The organism is Leuconostoc miyukkimchii, from assembly GCF_019656055.1.
Taxonomy (GTDB): Bacteria; Bacillota; Bacilli; order Lactobacillales; family Lactobacillaceae; genus Leuconostoc; species Leuconostoc miyukkimchii.
Genome location: NZ_BPKY01000004.1, coordinates 50,809 through 69,343, shown reverse-complemented (window position 1 = coordinate 69,343; position 18,535 = coordinate 50,809). Strand labels below are relative to the sequence as shown.

16 protein-coding genes, 1 pseudogene and 1 other annotated feature are annotated in these 18,535 nt (G+C 34.1%); of the genes and pseudogenes, 7 read left to right on the top strand and 10 right to left on the bottom strand.

Going from position 1 to position 18,535, the window contains the following annotated elements; genetic code table 11:
* Positions 1-3: 3 nt before the first annotated feature.
* Positions 4-405: a GtrA family protein gene (locus K5Q13_RS04820; protein WP_220740505.1), complete on the bottom strand. Its 402-nt coding sequence runs from the start codon at positions 403-405 to the stop codon at positions 4-6.
* 372 nt (positions 406-777) lie between these two features.
* Here K5Q13_RS04820 and K5Q13_RS04815 point away from each other — a divergent pair, with 372 nt between their 5' ends.
* Positions 778-2,073 carry a pectate lyase family protein gene (locus K5Q13_RS04815; RefSeq protein ID WP_220740503.1) on the top strand — a complete coding sequence of 432 codons (1,296 nt, stop codon included), beginning with the start codon at positions 778-780 and terminating at the stop codon, positions 2,071-2,073.
* 169 nt (positions 2,074-2,242) lie between these two features.
* Here K5Q13_RS04815 and K5Q13_RS04810 read toward each other — a convergent pair whose 3' ends face one another.
* Together K5Q13_RS04810 and K5Q13_RS04805 are read right to left on the bottom strand one after the other, a co-directional pair.
* Positions 2,243-2,545: a bacteriocin immunity family protein gene (locus K5Q13_RS04810; protein WP_220740501.1), complete on the bottom strand. Its 303-nt coding sequence runs from the start codon at positions 2,543-2,545 to the stop codon at positions 2,243-2,245.
* A gap of 430 nt (positions 2,546-2,975) precedes the next feature.
* The gene (locus tag K5Q13_RS04805) at positions 2,976-4,007 is read right to left on the bottom strand and encodes a HoxN/HupN/NixA family nickel/cobalt transporter (RefSeq protein WP_220740499.1); all 1,032 of its coding nucleotides are present in this window, start codon (positions 4,005-4,007) and stop codon (positions 2,976-2,978) included.
* 735 nt (positions 4,008-4,742) lie between these two features.
* Between K5Q13_RS04805 and ilvD the strand changes: the two genes are divergently transcribed.
* Genes ilvD through K5Q13_RS04790 form a run of 3 tightly spaced genes read left to right on the top strand, consistent with a single transcriptional unit; the run spans position 4,743 to position 7,831 of the window.
* Positions 4,743-6,485 (top strand): dihydroxy-acid dehydratase, encoded by a 1,743-nt coding sequence (gene ilvD, locus K5Q13_RS04800; protein WP_220740497.1) that lies wholly within the window; start codon positions 4,743-4,745, stop codon positions 6,483-6,485.
* 31 nt (positions 6,486-6,516) lie between these two features.
* Positions 6,517-6,837, top strand: a complete 321-nt coding sequence (locus K5Q13_RS04795) for a metal-sulfur cluster assembly factor (protein ID WP_220740495.1) — start codon at positions 6,517-6,519, stop codon at positions 6,835-6,837.
* Between the two features lie 31 nt (positions 6,838-6,868).
* On the top strand, positions 6,869-7,831 hold the full coding sequence (locus K5Q13_RS04790) for a bile acid:sodium symporter family protein (protein WP_220740681.1): 963 nt from the start codon (positions 6,869-6,871) through the stop codon (positions 7,829-7,831).
* Between the two features lie 177 nt (positions 7,832-8,008).
* Here K5Q13_RS04790 and K5Q13_RS04785 read toward each other — a convergent pair whose 3' ends face one another.
* The 6 genes from K5Q13_RS04785 to K5Q13_RS04760 form a co-directional block, all read right to left on the bottom strand.
* Entirely contained in the window at positions 8,009-8,641 is a 633-nt protein-coding gene (locus K5Q13_RS04785) for a histidine phosphatase family protein (RefSeq protein ID WP_281420512.1), read from the bottom strand.
* 47 nt (positions 8,642-8,688) lie between these two features.
* Positions 8,689-9,480, bottom strand: coding sequence for an energy-coupling factor transporter transmembrane component T family protein (locus K5Q13_RS04780; protein WP_220740491.1), 792 nt, complete (start codon positions 9,478-9,480; stop codon positions 8,689-8,691).
* Entirely contained in the window at positions 9,477-10,340 is an 864-nt protein-coding gene (locus tag K5Q13_RS04775) for an ATP-binding cassette domain-containing protein (RefSeq protein WP_220740489.1), read from the bottom strand. The genes K5Q13_RS04780 and K5Q13_RS04775 overlap by 4 nt, the downstream gene beginning before the upstream one ends.
* Positions 10,337-11,188, bottom strand: coding sequence for an energy-coupling factor transporter ATPase (locus K5Q13_RS04770; RefSeq protein ID WP_220740487.1), 852 nt, complete (start codon positions 11,186-11,188; stop codon positions 10,337-10,339). Before K5Q13_RS04770 ends, K5Q13_RS04775 begins: the two co-directional genes overlap by 4 nt.
* Before the next feature lie 24 nt (positions 11,189-11,212).
* Positions 11,213-11,803 (bottom strand): ECF transporter S component, encoded by a 591-nt coding sequence (locus K5Q13_RS04765; protein ID WP_220740485.1) that lies wholly within the window; start codon positions 11,801-11,803, stop codon positions 11,213-11,215.
* A 180-nt stretch (positions 11,804-11,983) separates the two neighbouring features.
* Positions 11,984-12,230 (bottom strand) — a binding site (T-box leader).
* A gap of 146 nt (positions 12,231-12,376) precedes the next feature.
* Positions 12,377-12,946, bottom strand: a complete 570-nt coding sequence (locus K5Q13_RS04760; RefSeq protein WP_220740483.1) for a TetR/AcrR family transcriptional regulator — start codon at positions 12,944-12,946, stop codon at positions 12,377-12,379.
* A 164-nt stretch (positions 12,947-13,110) separates the two neighbouring features.
* Between K5Q13_RS04760 and K5Q13_RS04755 the strand changes: the two genes are divergently transcribed.
* Complete coding sequence (locus K5Q13_RS04755; protein ID WP_220740481.1) at positions 13,111-14,880, top strand: DHA2 family efflux MFS transporter permease subunit; 1,770 nt, start codon at positions 13,111-13,113, stop codon at positions 14,878-14,880.
* Positions 14,881-14,944: 64 nt separating this feature from the next.
* On the opposite strand, the gene K5Q13_RS04750 is transcribed toward K5Q13_RS04755, so the two are convergent.
* Positions 14,945-16,054 (bottom strand): ArsR/SmtB family transcription factor, encoded by a 1,110-nt coding sequence (locus K5Q13_RS04750; protein ID WP_220740478.1) that lies wholly within the window; start codon positions 16,052-16,054, stop codon positions 14,945-14,947.
* 102 nt (positions 16,055-16,156) lie between these two features.
* Here K5Q13_RS04750 and K5Q13_RS04745 point away from each other — a divergent pair.
* Positions 16,157-17,526, top strand: a pseudogene (locus K5Q13_RS04745) (MFS transporter).
* 419 nt (positions 17,527-17,945) lie between these two features.
* Positions 17,946-18,410: a hypothetical protein gene (locus K5Q13_RS04740; protein WP_220740476.1), complete on the top strand. Its 465-nt coding sequence runs from the start codon at positions 17,946-17,948 to the stop codon at positions 18,408-18,410.
* Positions 18,411-18,535: the final 125 nt, after the last annotated feature.

Below are 18,535 nucleotides of genomic sequence, written 5' to 3'. Positions count from 1 at the left end.
CGCTCATACTTTTTTGAAAATAACCAATTTACTAAAATAATAATTCACTAGCACAACCACAATATTATCTATTATTTTCCACAGTAATGGATCTTGTTGCAACAACGTCACCCCAAACCAAATAATCACCATTTCAACAAATAGCGTCATAATACGTGCAGAAAAAAATAAAATGAGTTCCCGAAAAACAGCATGAAAAGATGATGTTGTTGTAGTAAAGACCCAAATTTTGTTCGTAATATATGCCGCAAGTACGGCTAAAAACCAAGACAGCACAACTGCGACTTGAATATTAATATGCCAGGTTAAAAATACAGTGTACGATGTAACATTAATCATAGTGGTTAACAAACCAAAAAGAATATAAAGTATTAATTCACGATGTACTGCTATTTTTTGATTCATGAGATAGATTTCCTCTCCATCTGTAATATCCAAGAAAATAACGATATGAGTTTTCCATGACAACAAAAAAACCTATACTTTATAATCTGATCTACACGCCCAAAGGCATGTAGGCAGATCTTTAGTATAGGAGACCCCTAGTGAGAACTCTGTTATAATTTTCAACAGCCTCCCAACCATAGTATAGCAAAAATAATATACTAAATTTTCTATCATTTTTTTCTCATGGAATAAAATATATTATTGACTTTTTATATGATGTATGCTGTTAAAAACTTTATTTTAACATTGTGAATAACTTTACTTTGTATCAAATTAGCTGTATACTTTTATCTTGTGTTTCAAAAAAATTTATTACGGGGGTAATTTATAATGATTAAACAAACAAGATATGCTTGGTGCAAATACATTTTTGCCATTCTTTTGGGATTAATTGTGACGACTATATCAAGTACTATCCATGCAGCTACGACTTCAGCCAGTCTACAAAAAGTAGCACGTGAAGTGGCAAATGCATCACAAGGATTTGCTAGTGGAACTAGTGGCGGATCTAAAGCTGATAATGCGCACATTTACACAGTATCTAACCGAGTTGCCTTGCTGAATGCATTAGGAAATGATAGTAATCAAACAGCTAAAATTATTTATATATCTGGCACAATAGATATGAATATGAACAGCAACGGAAAAGTTTTAACTGCTAATGATTATGCCAATGGTACGGGTTATAACTTTACGACTTATTTAAATACCTATGATCCTAGCAAGTATGGTAAAAAAATGCCATCCGGATCGCAAGAAGTGGCACGTGATAAAGCACAGAAAAACCAAGCTAAACAAGTACAATACAAAGTACCTGCTAACACGACAATTATCGGTACTAATAATGCCAAAATTACCGGTGGTAACATGATTATAAACGGTAGCAATGTCATCGTACGTAATATTAATTTTGAAAATGCTTATGATTATTTTCCACAATGGGATCCAACAGACGGTAGCAGCGGTAACTGGAATTCACAGTATGATAATTTAACGGTTACTGGTGGCGCAAATATCTGGTTAGATCACAATCAATTCTCTGATGGTAATCAAACTGATAACAAAAATGGTTCATACTACGGGCGCGAGTACCAGCACCATGACGGTTTGGTAGATATTGTAAACGGTGCTAATAATGTCACCCTATCATATAACAAGCTACAAAATCATGATAAGTCAATGAACATCGGTAATAGTGATAGTAAGACTAGTGATTTAGGCAAATTACACGTAACCATGCACCATAACCGTTTTGATAACCTTATCCAGCGCCAGCCACGCGTTCGCTTTGGTCAGGTTCATATTTACAATAACTATTACTCCAATAGTAATTCATCTATTTACAAATTCATGTATGCTTTCGGTGTAGGTAAGCAATCACAGATTTATGCACAGAATAATACTTTTGACGTTCCTACTGCTTCTACTAGTGATGTCGCAAAAGTATTTGGTGGCACAAATTTGACTGATAGTGGCACAGTATTGAATGGCAAACCAGCAAATGATATCGCAAAATTAAATAAATTAAATCCAACAACAGTGGCACCAAGCTATAAAACATCCCTTCAAGATGTAAACACAGCTAAAAATGATATCAACAACAGTGCTGGTGCCACACTTAAATAACGAAATCTGCTCCAGTACACACCATTAGAATTAATAAAAGACCGCTTATTCTAAGCGGCCTTTTATTTTTAATTATTTTTCACACAACATCCCAACATATATTGGTAACTCTTGTTACAGATTTTAGTAAGTATATTCACTTAAACTTAAGCTATTTAACAACAACAAATTAATGTCCGCCACCAAACATCATCCCTAGCCCGTAACCAAATCCTTGATATTTGTTTTTAAATTCATGACTCGTTATTTTTAAATAAAATGGAGAAACGTTCTTAGTCAAAACACGTTGGATGGCCAACGGTGTCAAAGATCCCGCCATATCATTAATGATTTTCGGAAAGTACACCTTTTTATCAAAATCCTTTTTAGCAGCAACAAATATTTCCCGTTCTTCATTTGTCAGTTCGTTTTCTAATAACAACTTTGTCACATCATCAAATATTTCAATTTCTGCAGCTCTTTTATTCCTCATGAGCACTTTCCCCCTCTTAATCTATTATTACTATAATATACCATATATTGCAGAATACTCTAAAATAGTACTATCAAATTATGAAAACTATGAAAAAGTATTGCATACTGTAATTTTTTGGTCACAGTTTTAATGAACATTAATGATACACCTGCAGTTGACGATCAATCGTATCAGGTTAATGCACTGCCGCAAATGTCAGCGATAACCAAATAAATTGTACATATTTCCTAAAGGCTTAGCCTCTTCGATCGCTTTTTGATTCGCGCTACTGCCTTGACCTTGTCCAACTAGTATAGGCAACACATAATCTATAATAATAATCGTCATTATTAACGTGATGATCACAAATCCAAGTTTTTGAGGCAAATGCCGATAACCAAAATAAGTAATTATAGTAAAAAATAAAATACACTAAATCATCCAGGACTTAAACCATCTGCTCATTATCTTTTTCGGCTAATTTAAACACATGCCAAATCGTTATCGCCACAACCCATGTCACAATAAACAAAATCACTAATATAATACCCATTTGATTAAAATCCAAACCCATCGCCCACTTCGTTAACTCATTATCCCACTTAAACATTGCCCCAAACGACTGTACCAGATCCACAAAACCGATGAATCCTGCCGCTAATATTGAAATACCTGTAATTGTCAAATTATAATACACTTTTCGATACGGTGACGAAAATACCCAATGATATGTTGTACTCATGAAAAAACCATCAATGGTATCCATCAAACACATCCCGGCAGTAAATAACAAGGGAAATGCTAACGTGGCATACCATACTACCCCTTCATTGGCAGCCGTAGCAGAGGTTGCCAAGACCGCAATTTGTGTGGCAGTATCAAAACCTAGACCAAACAAAAAACCTACTATCGCTACTTGCCAATTATGGCTAATCATGCCTAATAATTTTAAAAAAAGACGATATATTTTAGAAACCTTAACTGAATCATCGGTTACCACTTGCTTATTATGATGACGCATTGCTCTAAACTGCACCCAAATATCACGTAAAATGAAACTATTTACAATAGCCAACATGATCAACATGGTTGCTGCAATCAGCGTGCCCATTGCACCACCAATATGTTCAAAAACTGGCATAGCATGTTTAGCCCATTCTACAAATATTACAGTCACCAAAGCCATCAGTACCACAACCATAGAATGTCCAAATGAAAAACTAAATCCCACACCCCGTGTATTTTTACCATCATTGAGCATCTTACGTGTCATGTTATCAATTGCTGCAATATGATCGACATCAAATGCATGTCGCAATCCCATTGTAAATGATAGGTAGGCCATGGCAATCATTTCAGGATATTGTGACGCTTTTGTCATTAACAATGCGATTCCTGATACTAGAAACAGCATGATTATTGCACCATAACGTACTGCATCCGACTGTATTGTTGTTTGTTTCTGAGTTTGTAACATCATAACTTGTTCTCCCCTTATTCTGTAAAATAAGATTATCACATGCACTGTTGCTGCGTAAATATCTATTATGTCAAGTTTTACATCCTGATATCCACACTGCTAATTGCTCCTAAATTAACGAATTTTCCATAGTTCAGGATTAACAATTATTATCAAAGCATCGATAATACGTATTTTAGTTTTTCAATCATAATTTATGCTACCAATTCAATCAATTTAGTTCTACAGATCCATAGGTATTTTTTTATGAAAGATTGCATCACTTTTTCATTAATAATAAAATTTTATATACTTATCCTTGGCCTCCAATTCCTATGAAAAAGGCACCTAACTGAATTCACAGTTAGGTGCCTGAACAAAAATGTCCCAACTGTCTACTAAATACAAAGTAATCAGTAGACATCCACTCAAAACAACCTACTAATCATTAATTGATAAGAAGGGTAATGAGAATGTTGTTCAATTTTTTTATAGTCTTATTCATATCTTATATTTTTAATCAAAATCTCATATTTTTGTTGAGATAATTATATCTCTATACTTTAAAAATGTCAAACGTTATCAAAAAACTAGAAATATAATTACTATATTTCTAGTTTTTTGATTACCTATACAACATAATGACCTTTAAATCATATAAATTTGGAATAGTTCGTTGACAATTTACTCTACATCCCTATACTCATACATATTAGTAAAATTATACTAAAATAAAAAATTGCGGAGAAATATTTCATGGCAAATGCCTTTTCGTTTAATGTAAATAGTGATGATCTACAAAAACGATCTGATCACATAAAAATGGGTATTCATCAAGCACCCGCACGTTCATTGCTATATGCAACCGGTCAAGTCAGCAACCCAGAAGACATGAAAAAACCTTTTATTGCCATCTGTAATTCATATGTAGAAATTATTCCCGGTCATGTTCATTTGCGTGAATTAGCAGATGTTGCAAAACAAGCAATTCGTGATGCTGGCGGTATTCCTTTTGAATTTAATACAATTGGCGTTGATGATGGTATTGCTATGGGCCATTTGGGTATGCGTTATTCATTACCATCTCGTGAATTAATAGCCGACTCAGCTGAAACTGTGATTACAGCCCACTGGTTTGATGGCGTGTTTTTCCTACCAAACTGTGACAAGATTACTCCTGGCATGATTATGGCATCATTGCGATGTAATGTCCCTTCTGTATTTGTTTCTGGTGGGCCAATGAAAGCTGGTTTGGATCCACAAGGGAAAGCAACAACATTGTCTTCAATGTTTGAAGCTGTCGGCGCATTTAAATCAGGATTGATGACAGAAGATGAATTTTTAAAACTGGAACAAAATGCTTGCCCTACTTGTGGATCTTGTGCTGGTATGTTCACAGCTAATTCGATGAATACTTTAATGGAAGTTATGGGTATCGCGTTACCTTTCAACGGTACGGCACTGGCAATTTCTGAAGAAAGACGCGATTTAATCCGCGATGGCGCCAAACAGTTAATGCGTATGGTTAAAGAAAACGTCAAACCACGCGATTTGATTACAAAAGAAGCGCTTGATGACGCTATGGTTCTTGATATGGCAATGGGTGGGTCGACGAATACTGTTTTACATGTTTTGTCCATCGCTCATGAAGCCGGTATTGACTATAATCAAGCAGATATCAACAAAATTGCTGAAAAAGTTCCTTATCTATCTAAAATTGCACCATCATCTAAATGGGCTATGGAAGATGTCCATAATGCTGGTGGTGTTCCTGCTATTATTAATGAACTCATCCGCATGGGTGGTGTTTTACATCCTGATCGCATGACAGTCACTGGCAAGACAGTACGTGAAAATGTTGCTGGTCATGAAATCATAGATGATGAAATTATTCGCAAATTTGATGTTAATCCATACACAAAACAGGGTGGTTTATCTATCCTATACGGGAACTTAGCTCCAAATGGGTCAGTCATTAAAGCTGGCGGTGTTGATCCCAGTATTAAAACTTTTACAGGTGACGCTATTGTTTTCAACTCTGAACAAGATGCTGTTAATGCCATTGATGCCAACAAAATCCACGCAGGCCAAGTACTAGTTATTCGTTACGAAGGACCTAAAGGTGGACCAGGCATGCCTGAAATGTTGGGACCCACCTCAGCAATCACAGGGATGGGCTTAGGAAAAGATGTTGCATTAGTTACTGATGGACGTTTTTCAGGTGCATCTCGCGGTATTTCAGTTGGGCACGTTAGTCCCGAGGCTGCTGACGATGGCCCAATCGCACTTGTCGAAGATGGTGATAAGATTACCATTGATCTCGTTAACCGTACAATGCAGTTACATGTTGACGATGCTGAACTCGCACAACGTCATAAACAATTAAAGGCATTTGTTCCTAAAATTCGAAAAGGTTGGATGGCCCGCTACCAGGCATTAGTAACTTCTGCAAATACCGGTGCCGTGTTAAAAGGAGCAGATGAACTTTTCCCTAACTAAAATTTCAAACGTAATTAAGGATATCTGATATATGGACAACAATACACAAGAATTACAGGACCAAATGTTAGAAGCTTTATCACAAGTAATAGATCCTGAACTACGTTGTGATATTGTTAGCTTAGGATTAGTTTATGAATTAGCTATGGATAAAGCTGGCAATGTTACGGTGAAACTTACTTTAACAACCATGGGATGCCCGTTAACTGCAGTGCTCGATACAATGATTACCCGCGCTTTAATGGCAATAAATGCTGTCAATAGTGTCAAAATTGACCTAGTTTGGGAACCAGCATGGTCTACCGATAGAATGAGTCGTTATGCAAAAATGGTTTTGGGTATTCATAATTAAAGATACCAATTTTATTTCAAGTTAATGGAGAATAACTATGATTAAATCACTTTCAACATTCATTACAAAATTTTTTACAATTTTTGTTATTGCAGTAGCCGTATTAGCTATCCTTATTCCTGGTCCAGGCACTGCACTTGCTACAACAAAAATTGGTACCCTCTCAGCTGTTTCACTTTTACTAATGGTTGTTTTGTTCGGAATGGGCATTACTTTAACACCTTCTGATTTTAAACGAGTCGCTCGTAACCCATTACAAATTATTTTAGGAACAATCGCACATTATATCATTATGCCGTTAATCGCCTTCTTGTTAGTACATCTTTTTGGATTAACCGGCGCAGCAGCGGTTGGTGTTATCCTAGTTGGCTCAGCTCCGTCAGGTACCTCGTCTAATGTCATGTCCTTTTTGTCTGGTGGTGATGTTGCTTTAGATGTTTCTATTGGTTTACTTTCAACCCTGTTAGCACCTATCATGATTCCAACACTTCTTAAATTACTAGCAGGAAAGTGGGTTCATGTCCCCTTTACCTCAATGTTTTTTTCTGCATTTCAAATTGTAGTCATTCCCATTGTACTAGGTGTTCTCGTCCACATGGTTTTTAAAGAGCACGTGCAAAAAGTAATTGACATCATGCCATTTCTGTCACAAGTCGCCATACTAGTTATTATTTTAGCTGTTTTGTCAGCTAATTCTAAAACAGTTTTGGCAGTTTCAACTTTGATTTTGGTACCTGTTATCATTTTACATAATCTACTAGGATACTTGCTAGGATATGGCTTCTCAAAACTGATAAAAATGAAAACACCACAACAAAAGGCAATCACTTTTGAGGTTGGAATGCAGGACTCTGCTCTTGCTTCTACACTAGCTATTTCCTTCTTTGAGCCAGCATCGGCCATTGCAGCAGTTATGTTCTCAGTATGGCACAACATTTCTGGTTCCGTATTGGCTTCTGTTTGGAAAAATCACACAGATAACACACCACATTAAAACCTAAAATCAAATTTGTCAAAATAATTGTTTGATTTATTACTCTCTGTCAATTACTTTTAACTTTTACAAACAAAAGAACGGAAAAAGCGCCTATTACTAGATTTACTAGTATTGGCGCTTTTCGTTTGAGATACATGCTTCATAATACTAAGACTTTTCGATAAAATAAACTAGTTAAAAAAACAAATCATCGTTTACCAAACTAAATTCATTGTTTGAATATTCTAATACGATAACTGCGCCATTTTTCAATGGTGTTTGAAATGTAATTTGATCATTAATTCGGCTTAAAAACGTTAAAATACTCAATCCATGTGAAACAACCAAAATGTTATTTTCACCATTCTCTGAATGTTTTTCAGCAATTTTTCTGAAATAGTTATTTAGCTTTCGTCGTATCGTGGAAAAATTGTCTGGTGAATTCATATCATCTATTTGTTGAACAACTTTAGAAAAATCTTTAAAACTAAAATTTTCTTGTAAACGACTGCTTTTATCATATTGTGGTACTTTAGCAGCAATTTTTGCAATGAACGCTTTTTTTGTCATGCCTTCATTACTACCGTAGTACCATTCTCGTAAGATTTTTGTTTGCGTTTGCTGTACTGGATGGGTTTGTTTAGCAAGAATAATATCACACGTCTTAACTGCGCGTCGACTATCACTCGTGTAAGCATAACAAAAGTTATACCTACTTAAAGTATCAGCAATAGTTTGTATTTTACTTTCACCAAATTCCGTTAAAGGTGAATCTGCCCATCCCTGGATTCTATCTAATTTATTGAACAAGGTTTCACCGTGTCTCACAATAAATATTCTACATTTTTCTGATGACACTGCGTTTTACCCTTTCTTCAATGCTGTATGATTAAAATTATCAGGGCAAATAATGAACTAATAACGCCACAAACTAAGTCCTTCTTTTTGTAAATTAACGGATTTAGTTTTGTCCTTTTAATTTTTTGATTGTAACATCTACACTCAATGGCGTTAGTTAAATCAAATGCTCTTCTAAAAGACGAATAAATAAGTGGTACCAAGATAGGAAAGACTTCTTTTATTTTTTTAGTGATTTTATTACTGCCAAAAAATGCGCCACGTGCTTTTTGAGCATCTTTTATTTTTTGAATTTCTTCAGATAAAGTTGGTATAAAACGAATAGCAAGTGTCACCATCATAGCAAAATCTGTTACTCTTACGCCAAACCTTTCAAGTGGGGAAAGTAAACTCTCTATCCCACTTGTGATGTCTGTTAGAGATGTTGTAAAAGTCAAAATCGAGCTACCCATCACCATGAATATAATTCTCAATGATAGGAATGCAGAAATTTCAATACCTTGTTGCGTGATTTTAAAAATCCAAGCCGACCATAATACATCGCCAGATGTATAAATAACGTTGAAAAAAGAGGTAAAGATCACAATAGGCAATATTGGTTTTATGCTTCGTAAAACAATTATTGGCGAAATGCGCGAAACAATAATTACTGCTGCCAAAAATATTGCGTCTAACAAGAAACCTATCCAACTATGGGTGAGGATTAATATGATAATCCATAAACCAGTTGTCATAATCTTTGTCCTAGGATCTAATCCATGAATCACAGATTTACCCGGAATAAATTGTCCAATTACTGTATTATTCATTTTAAAATTGCATCCTTTAATAATCTGCTTATTTCAAGTTTTGTATCCTCATAACGATAAATATTAGTATTAACTGAGGGATTATCTTTTGCTAACAGTCGTAAAATATTAGTAGTTATCGGAACATCTAGACCTACTTTTTTGAGCTTTTCAGCATTATCAAACACTTGATCCGGTTTACCTTGTAACAAAATTTGGCCATCATCAAGTGCTACAATATCTGTCACATATTCCGAAACATCTTCCATACTGTGGGAAACGACTATAATGCTGCTATTTGTTTGAGCCTGATAGGTCTTTAAGCTATCATAAATTTGCTGTGTAGATTTGGGATCCAATCCAGCTGTTGGTTCATCCAGAATTAATACTTCAGGATCTAACACTATCGTGCCAGCTAATGCCACTTTCCTCATTTCTCCACCGGATAATTGAAAAGGTGATTTTTCCAAATAGCTCTCTGATAGCCCAACTATATTTAAAGTTTTTTTGATTTTTGATTCATACACCTCTTTCGGGACACCTTTGTTAATTAACCCATATTCAATATCTTTTTTCACTGTGTCACAGAATAACTGATGTTCTGGATACTGAAAGGAAACCCCTACATCTAAATGAAAGTTTCTTAAATCAAAATTTTTGCTCCAAATATTTTCTCCCTTATATAAAATTGTCCCCGCATCTGGTTTTAACAATCCATTCAAAATTTTGATTAAAGTTGATTTACCACTTCCAGTATGACCAATTATACCTATAAAACTGCCCGGCTCTATTTTCAAAGACAGCTTTTTTAAAACATGCTTCTCAAAAGTTGTCTTTTTAGCATAAGAGTAATCGACATTTTCAATACTTAGCAAACTCATCCTTTAACCCCTATATCTTGTTCAATTGCATCTATTAGTTCTTCCTTAGTTAGAATTGTTTTTGCGTTGTCCTTCAAATAGCCTGCTGCTTTTAAATCTGCTGCTAACCTAGTGACCGTTGGTATGCTTAATCCTATGGCTTCAAGTTCTTCACGATTGCTAAATACCACTTCAGGTTTATCATCAAACGTAATTCGTCCTTTGTTTAAAACAATTACTCTATCCACAGAAACGACTTCATCCAATAAATGTGTTGTCATCAGAACCGTCACACCATATGTGTGATTTAATTCATAAATTATTTTTAAGACATCACTTCTTCCTTCAGGATCCAACATGCTTGTTGCTTCATCAAAAATAATAGCTTTAGGTCTCATAGCTAATATACTAGCAATTCCTATGCGTTGTTTCTGTCCTCCTGAAAGCTGATAAGGTGGATATTTTTTATAGTCGTACATACCAACCTTTTTTAAGGACTCATCCACTCTTTTAATTATCTCTTCCCGTGGAAATCCTAAGTTTTCTAGAGCAAATGCAATGTCTTCCTCAACAATTGTCGAAACAATTTGATTCTCAGGATTTTGGAACACAAGACCAATTATTTGTCTGATATCCAACCAATTATCCGAATTTCCAGTATCCCACTGATCATTAACAATGACAGTGCCTGTTTTTGGTCTACTTAAGGCGTTAAAATGCCTTAGAAGTGTGGATTTTCCTGAACCATTAGAACCAAGAATTGCAACCATCTCTCCTTCTTGAATCGTAATATTTAAATCTTCAAAAAGGAATTTTTTTTGTTTTGGATAACGAAATCCTAATGCTTTCGTTTCAATGATATTGTTCATGCATTTTCCCTTCTAGTATTTTACTTAACTTTCAGAAGCACTTAAAAATATCTCTAGTGCCTTCTTAACGGGAACATATAATAAACTTACAATAATAACGGTTGAAATAGAATTAATAGCAGTAGCTGGCAAACTCAAAATTGAACTTGTTACCGCTGAGTTGAGATTACTTCCGGCAAAGGTCAATTTAAGCGTACCCTCTACAAAGGATAGTACAATCTTTGTTAATCCAGCAGCTACAGCAACTAGTGTGATGTTTAAAATTTTATCATCATTAAATTTCAGCAATTTGAAGACTTCTGTGACAATAAATGCGATAACAAAAACATCTATAATAATGATTGGTGCCTCGGCAGCATAACCATTTAAAATATCAAATATACCTAAACCTATTGATCCTGCAATTGCACCCTTATAGAAACCTAAAAATAGCACAGACAACACAACCAAAGAATTTCCAAAATGAATAAATGGTGCGCCCACAGCAGCAGGCAAAGGAATTCTAAAAAACTGTATGCCTACGTACGTAATGGCAGCAAATAAACCAACTAATACAATAGTTGCCACCCCCGAAGTTGTATAATTTACTCTTTTAACTCTATTTGTTTCACTCATGATTCTTTCTCCTTTTAAAAATATCTAAATAATCATATTTATTTAGATTACCATTACAACAATAACCCCATCTAACAGGTATTTAAATTAACATCAGCTTATTAGTCATAGAACATATCTCCCAAGATTATTATTAAATAAATAAAAAACGTCCCATATTTTTTGCAATTTACACAAAAAATATGGGACGAACTGAATCGCGTTACCACCCAAGTTTTATAAAGTATTTCTACTTCATACTCAACAGGTACATCAAAAATGAGATACCCTAACGCAATAACGGGCGCACCCGAGTGACATTTACATCAATGCTCACATCACTGACGACTCCAAGACCATTTTCAATTTCTTCGTAATACTAACTTGCACCAAACATTAGCTCTCTTAAATTACTATAAAAACTTACTTATCTCTTCTTTGTCTCATCTATTTGTTATATTGTCACATCTTTATATTATTTTGTCAATATGTTTTTTAATTAAATCGAAAAATAAAGTTTATTATAAGTGAACTAGATGTATAAAATTATCAATATCTTGTACCTTGTACTGACATAATTTTTTGATCAATGTTTCAACTACCCAACTGAAGAAATCCTGATTTCACAAGTAAAACAAGTTCTTCTCGTGTCATATCATCTGGATTTAAAAGCCAGTGAGAAAAGACATTCCAAAGCGCCCCAATACTTAAACGGAACATATACTTGATGTAAAGTTCTTTTTCCTTTTCTGACTGGTTTACCCAACCTGCTTCATACTGGAAACCACTATACAATTTATCAAAATATTTAGGAAACTCTGTATTTAGTTTATCTAGCACAAAAAAAGATAAATTGGCCTTCACGAGTACTGTCAGTTCTGAAATATATTTTGTCCAAAATTTAAAAATTTCATCAATGAGCTGGCTGTACGAATTAATTGTTAGATGAGATGTGTGCCCTCGCCATGACACCACAATACCATCTAAATATTTATTCAACAAATCTGCCTTACTTTCATAGGCTCTGTAAAAACTTCTTCTTGAAACTGCAGCTTTTTCAGTAATATCGATGATAGCAATTTTTTCATAATTTTCGACTTTTAATAATTCAAAAAATGCATCCAATAACTTCTGTTTCGTTTGTTCTGACATTCTATTCGCCATATCAACGCTCCTTGTTCGTGGCATATTCTGTTTTTTGTGACAAGAGTTAAAATTTGTATGACATGATTGATTTTTAAAATTTCTTATCTTATATTTATCTTAGAACATTTGGCACACGTGTGTCAATAATGAAAATATATTGCTAATAGCAAAGGAGAATATTTATGCAAAATACCAAAAAATTAAAAATCATAGGCTTTACTGGTCTGATTTTAGCCGTGTTTATGGGCGCATTAGATGCGACAATCGTTAATATTGCACTGCCTGATATTATGACCGATTTAAACGCCGGTCTCACTGACGCCAGTTGGGTAGGTACCATATATGTTCTGGCTATGGCTGCATTCATAATAACTGCTTCAAAGTTAGCGGACATTTATGGTCGTAAGATTGTTATGCTAATTGGCATCGTTCTTTTTGGCGGATTTTCTTTTGCCTGCATGACCGCCAATTCTCTCTCACTCTTAATTATTTATCGGTTTTTTCAAGGGATCGGTGGTGCAATTATGACGCCTATCGTTTTGCCAATGGGACTTGAACTGTTCGGTAAAGAAAACACAAGTAAAGTTGCAGCCGCCGTTGGCGCTTTTTCAGCAGTTGCCGCAGCTGCTGGTCCTGCTATTGGTGGTATAATTATTAATTCTGCCACTTATCACTGGATTTTTGGAATTAATGTTCCCATCGCTATAATAGCTTTTATTGCTATTTTTATTGGCACGAAAGAATCATATGATCGCTCAGTGTTGAGAAGCGTCGATTGGGCTGGCATGATATTACTCATTCTTTTCATGGGTGGGCTAACTTTTAGTCTTTTGAAAGGTAGAAATTATGGTTGGACGTCAACAACTATTATCATCGCGTTCACTATTTCTATCATTAGCTTGATTTTATTTATTATCACCGAATTAAAAGTAAAAGAACCTACGATCGATCTTAATCTCTTCAAAGAAAAAACTTTCACCGCTTCTAGTATTATTTACGCAATTTTTGGATTTGCTATCATTGCCCCTTCTCTAATATTGAATTATTTTCTACAAAATGTACGGCATTATTCAGCACTTCATGCTTCTTATTTAATCATTCCAACTTCTTTGTTCATTGCTATTGGCATGATTGCTGCAACAAAAATGTATCGCAAAATTTCTTCTAGACTTTTGATTGCTGTAGGTCTTATTATTACGACCGGTGGGCTGTTGATGCTGAGTGTAATTCGTTACGAAACATCGGCTGCAGTTATTATCGGGTGCAATATTATTATAGGTTTGGGACTTGGATTTACCGCAATGTCTTTTACCTCATCAGTTAAATTTCTACCTGCTAACAAGACTGGCATAGGTTCTGGTGTGGTTAATGCATCACGTTATATTGGTCAAGCTATTGGTATGGCACTGTTAGTGACCGCATTAAATAATAACATTGCAGATGCAAGATCAAACATTAAATCAGCAGCAAATCATCAAATCAGAACGCGTAATTTATCAAAAAATGTTAAACATGTCTTTCATGATGAAATACAGAAAAACTTTAAATATAGCAAAAGCAGTAGTGATATCTCAGGAAAACAAGCATCAATCAAACAAAATGTTAAAAAGGCAGCTGAACAGACAACGGAACTCCCACTACCTAAACCTAACTCTAATTACCGCAAGCTTTATGATGCCAACACTAAACTCAATGATGGTGCTAAGGAAATTGCAAATGTACCACAATTATCACGTTATGTTTCACCATTGATTCTTGGTCAAGATAAAGTTCTAACTGCAATTAAATTATTGGCTCAAAAAGATGAATTAACACAGGCTTTAGATGAAATAAAAGAAACCAAAAATAACGAAATATCGCATGCATTTGATAAAGTATTCCTACTAACTGGCATCCTCACCTTACTTTGTGTGCCATTATCTATCTGGACTGATAAGAAGAGAAACGTTTGACGCCTATTCAGATTAAATAACAAATGATACTTATGTGTCTACGATATCAAAAAGAATAGCCAATTTATTTTTGTAATGAGTTACTTTCTAAATAACTATAAAATCCTGGTATTAAATCATTAACAGTTGGAGTCGGCTCATACAATACAAATTTTCCCTGTTTGTGAGTTATCACTAATCCAGCTTCTTTCAGTAGTTTCAAATGATGTGATACTGTAGAATCACTCATAATCAAAATTTGACCTAACGCTTGCGTAGTACTAGGACGATCAGATAAGTACTTCATAATCTTTAATCTAATAACATCACTTAATGCATTGAAGACCGTTGCAAGTTGCTGAGGATTAATACTAGTTTCTAGTTTGTTAAGGGCATCGTAACAAATTACGATACCATGTTTGAATTGATTAACAAATAAGTGGGGCCATATGAAATAACTGGGTATAAATAAAACGACATCTTGATCAGTTAATTGGATTTTTTTCTCAAAGGGCTTAACAATTACTAACTGTTTTTTTTGCCAAAAAATTCGATCAACTTGTAAATGGTCAATCAAATTATTAAATCCATAACTACTTAAATAAATAGATTGCTGTTTTATTTCGTTTTTTAGGAATTTCTCTAAGCCTTTTTCCTCCCAAATTTTATCAAAAACTTGTTTACGATAATTTTGAACAAAACTCAGTAAGTGTTGATAGACCTCATGTGGGTCTTTTTTTAAATCATCTATTAGTTCACAAGACGAATTTAGTGTGAATCCTTGCCATTCCAAATTTTTAGCCAATGTAGGTATAAATTGATTATTTCGATCATGCACAATTTTTTCTAAAATACTTATTATGTCACTAGGATTGACCTGAGATAGGTGGTGACTTAACTGTTCAATTTCTTGATCCAAATTAGAACTTATTTTTTCAAAATCATTAAATAAAAAAGATGGTACCTCGAGATCATAAAGTAGAGAAAAGTAGTGTAAATTATTAAAAAAATTATTAGGCAATTTCTTTTGAATGTCTAGTGCCCAATCAATATTCATTCCATGATGACGTGGATTTAACAAAACATGTAAACTACGAAATAATTCATTTAATGGTGAATAAACAAATTGGACCCGCTGAATAAGTGTTTCATTATTCTGAAGTGCGTAGGGACTAAATTTAACATTGATTGCCATAAAGCTTCCTTTTTTAATTTCAAAATTTAGAAATCGTTTGAATATAAATTATTTTTATTCTAACATACCATTATAGATAAAGAAAAGGCGGCATGTAATTAAATGACAATTAGAACGAGAAATATATTTATTATCACCATTTCAGGTATGGGCATGTTACTGTCAACATTAGACACAGGAATTATTAATGTTGCTTTACCTTTTTTTCAAAAAGAATTTAATGTTTCGGCAAGCTTATCCGCTCTGAGCGTCGTGAGCTACACATTGAGTTTATCGATTTTGATTCTACCCTTTGGCTACTTAAGTGATCAATTTGGAAAGCTAAAAATTTCATTAATTGGCTTGATCCTTTTTGGTTTAGGATCCATTTTATGTGGTACAGCTAATAATATTTTTGAACTGATTCTATTTCGAGCAATTCAAGGAATTGGGGCAGCTGCTCTTCAAGCAACTTCCGCTGCCTTAATTACTACGCTAGTTGATCGTAAATTTATTTCCAATGCTCTAGGAATCCTGGGAATTATGATTGGTTTAGGTCCAGTTCTTGGACCATCAATTGGTGGATTGTTCTTGTCTATGGGCTTATGGCGGTTAATATTTTGGATAAATGTTCCTTTTGTAGTTTTAGGAGTGGCGTGTAATTATTTACTAATAAAAACCATTTCAGAAAAAAAATTCGCAATTACTTTGATATTTGGGGAAGTATTTTGAACTCTTTGTTGGTAATATCTTTATTAGCTGGATTTTCTTTATTAAGCAATCCTAAAAATTTAACCCTTGCTTTATCGTTAATACTTTTAGGTGTGATTCTTATCATTATTTTTTACTTATTCGAAATTAGAAAAAAAACACCCCTAATTAATTTCAAAACGCTAAATACTAATCCAAAAGCATGGCTTTATTTAGGACAAACATTTGTTTTTGGTTTTTCATCAGCAATGATTTTTCTTTTACCACCATTTGTATTTGAGAAAATAATGAACTTAAATGTTGGTTTAACTGGTTTGTTGGTCTTAGGTGCCCCGCTTGGTTTGGTCATCTTTTCCAGAATTTCTGGTCAATTGAACCATGGTATGCACAATAGTGCTTTCAGTTTTTGGGGACTATTTGCTATCTGTGCCTCGTTGGTAGGACTACTAACTATGAACTATCAGTGGCCTGCACTGATCATGACCTGTTTCTTGTTTGTTTATGGCATAGGTGGTGGTATATTTCAGCCAGCCAATATTGCAACTATTATGAACATTGGTAACCAAAATGAACAAGGAAGCCTTGGTTCGTTACAAAGAATGGTTCAAAACATTGCAATTGCTAGTGGCACAGCGATTGGTTCTACCGTAATGAACTTACTATCAAATAATATAACCAGTAGCATTAGAGTTAACTGGGGAATAGCTTTGTCACTAGTACTCTTGATCCTTAGTCTTAGTATAGTGTTTGACAGAAAATTTTTACAAAATAATATAAATTGACAAGAAAACTGTTGATATTAAACCATGCAAATTATCCTTTGGGACAGTTGTTAATCAACTTAAAAATAATAAGAGCACAAGATTTTAAAAGATCACACATCTTTATACGATATGTGATCTTTTGTGTTCTATTTAATTAATATTGTTATTGATTAAATCAACAACATTCTCTGGATCATCAACACCTAAAATTAAACGCGTATATTTTTCATTTTTTAACTGAATCACTACTGGCTTATTCTCTCTTCTAATATTAAAGAAGCTTTCTTCGCCATCTTTTTTAAAACTACCAGACCAGTATTCCGGAAGAGATGCTCCGAGTACCCTTTGGTTAATTTCACAATAATGTCTTGTTTTGGTATACTAAGTTTGTTCTGAAATAAATATCAGACAAAAGTAATGACTTAAGGGGGCGCATTTTGGACGCAATAAATCAAAATAAATTCAACGAACAAATGCTATTTTTAAAAACAGCAAACTTTGGTAACTATTTACATAAGTGGCAGTGGTTTTGTATTACTTTACCATTGCTTAGTTTGTTAATAAACTTTGACTCTGATTTAATTGTAGTTAACTTTTTAAGAATGCTACTGATTGAAATTGTTGCATTATGGACAATTTATTCAATGTATCTATTTTTTAAACCTTTAGCTTCAACTGACACTATGATATTTTCTAAACTGAAGCTGTTTTTAGTGTATTTTATTAATACAGCACTGCTGTGGTTCCTTTTAAATGTTGATTTGGATTTAAACCGACACTTATTTCGGCATATCCTAATTGATTTAGGTATTGCAATCGCTTTTAGTTTACTACTTTCTGGCATAATGGCTGCTTGTATGAATGAAAATATTAAGACCTTTATTCAAAACAAGACGACATAAAATAGTGACACTAAATATCATTTAACATGATTACACAGGTTTGGTTGTAACCTTTGACTTCTGAGCAAAGTATTTTACCCTCAACATTTTATGTTCTATAATAAAAGTGAAATCGCACTGCGAAG

Coding starts and splice junctions, on each gene's coding strand:
- K5Q13_RS04770 (WP_220740487.1), bottom strand. CDS start 11,188: ATGAACAATATCATTGAAACGAAAGCATTAGGATTTCGTTATCCAAAA.
- K5Q13_RS04780 (WP_220740491.1), bottom strand. CDS start 9,480: ATGAATAATACAGTAATTGGACAATTTATTCCGGGTAAATCTGTGATT.
- K5Q13_RS04810 (WP_220740501.1), bottom strand. CDS start 2,545: ATGAGGAATAAAAGAGCTGCAGAAATTGAAATATTTGATGATGTGACA.
- K5Q13_RS04765 (WP_220740485.1), bottom strand. CDS start 11,803: ATGAGTGAAACAAATAGAGTTAAAAGAGTAAATTATACAACTTCGGGG.
- K5Q13_RS04820 (WP_220740505.1), bottom strand. CDS start 405: ATGAATCAAAAAATAGCAGTACATCGTGAATTAATACTTTATATTCTT.
- ilvD (WP_220740497.1), top strand. CDS start 4,743: ATGGCAAATGCCTTTTCGTTTAATGTAAATAGTGATGATCTACAAAAA.
- K5Q13_RS04815 (WP_220740503.1), top strand. CDS start 778: ATGATTAAACAAACAAGATATGCTTGGTGCAAATACATTTTTGCCATT.
- K5Q13_RS04760 (WP_220740483.1), bottom strand. CDS start 12,946: ATGGCGAATAGAATGTCAGAACAAACGAAACAGAAGTTATTGGATGCA.
- K5Q13_RS04795 (WP_220740495.1), top strand. CDS start 6,517: ATGGACAACAATACACAAGAATTACAGGACCAAATGTTAGAAGCTTTA.
- K5Q13_RS04750 (WP_220740478.1), bottom strand. CDS start 16,054: ATGGCAATCAATGTTAAATTTAGTCCCTACGCACTTCAGAATAATGAA.
- K5Q13_RS04805 (WP_220740499.1), bottom strand. CDS start 4,007: ATGATGTTACAAACTCAGAAACAAACAACAATACAGTCGGATGCAGTA.
- K5Q13_RS04775 (WP_220740489.1), bottom strand. CDS start 10,340: ATGAGTTTGCTAAGTATTGAAAATGTCGATTACTCTTATGCTAAAAAG.
- K5Q13_RS04755 (WP_220740481.1), top strand. CDS start 13,111: ATGCAAAATACCAAAAAATTAAAAATCATAGGCTTTACTGGTCTGATT.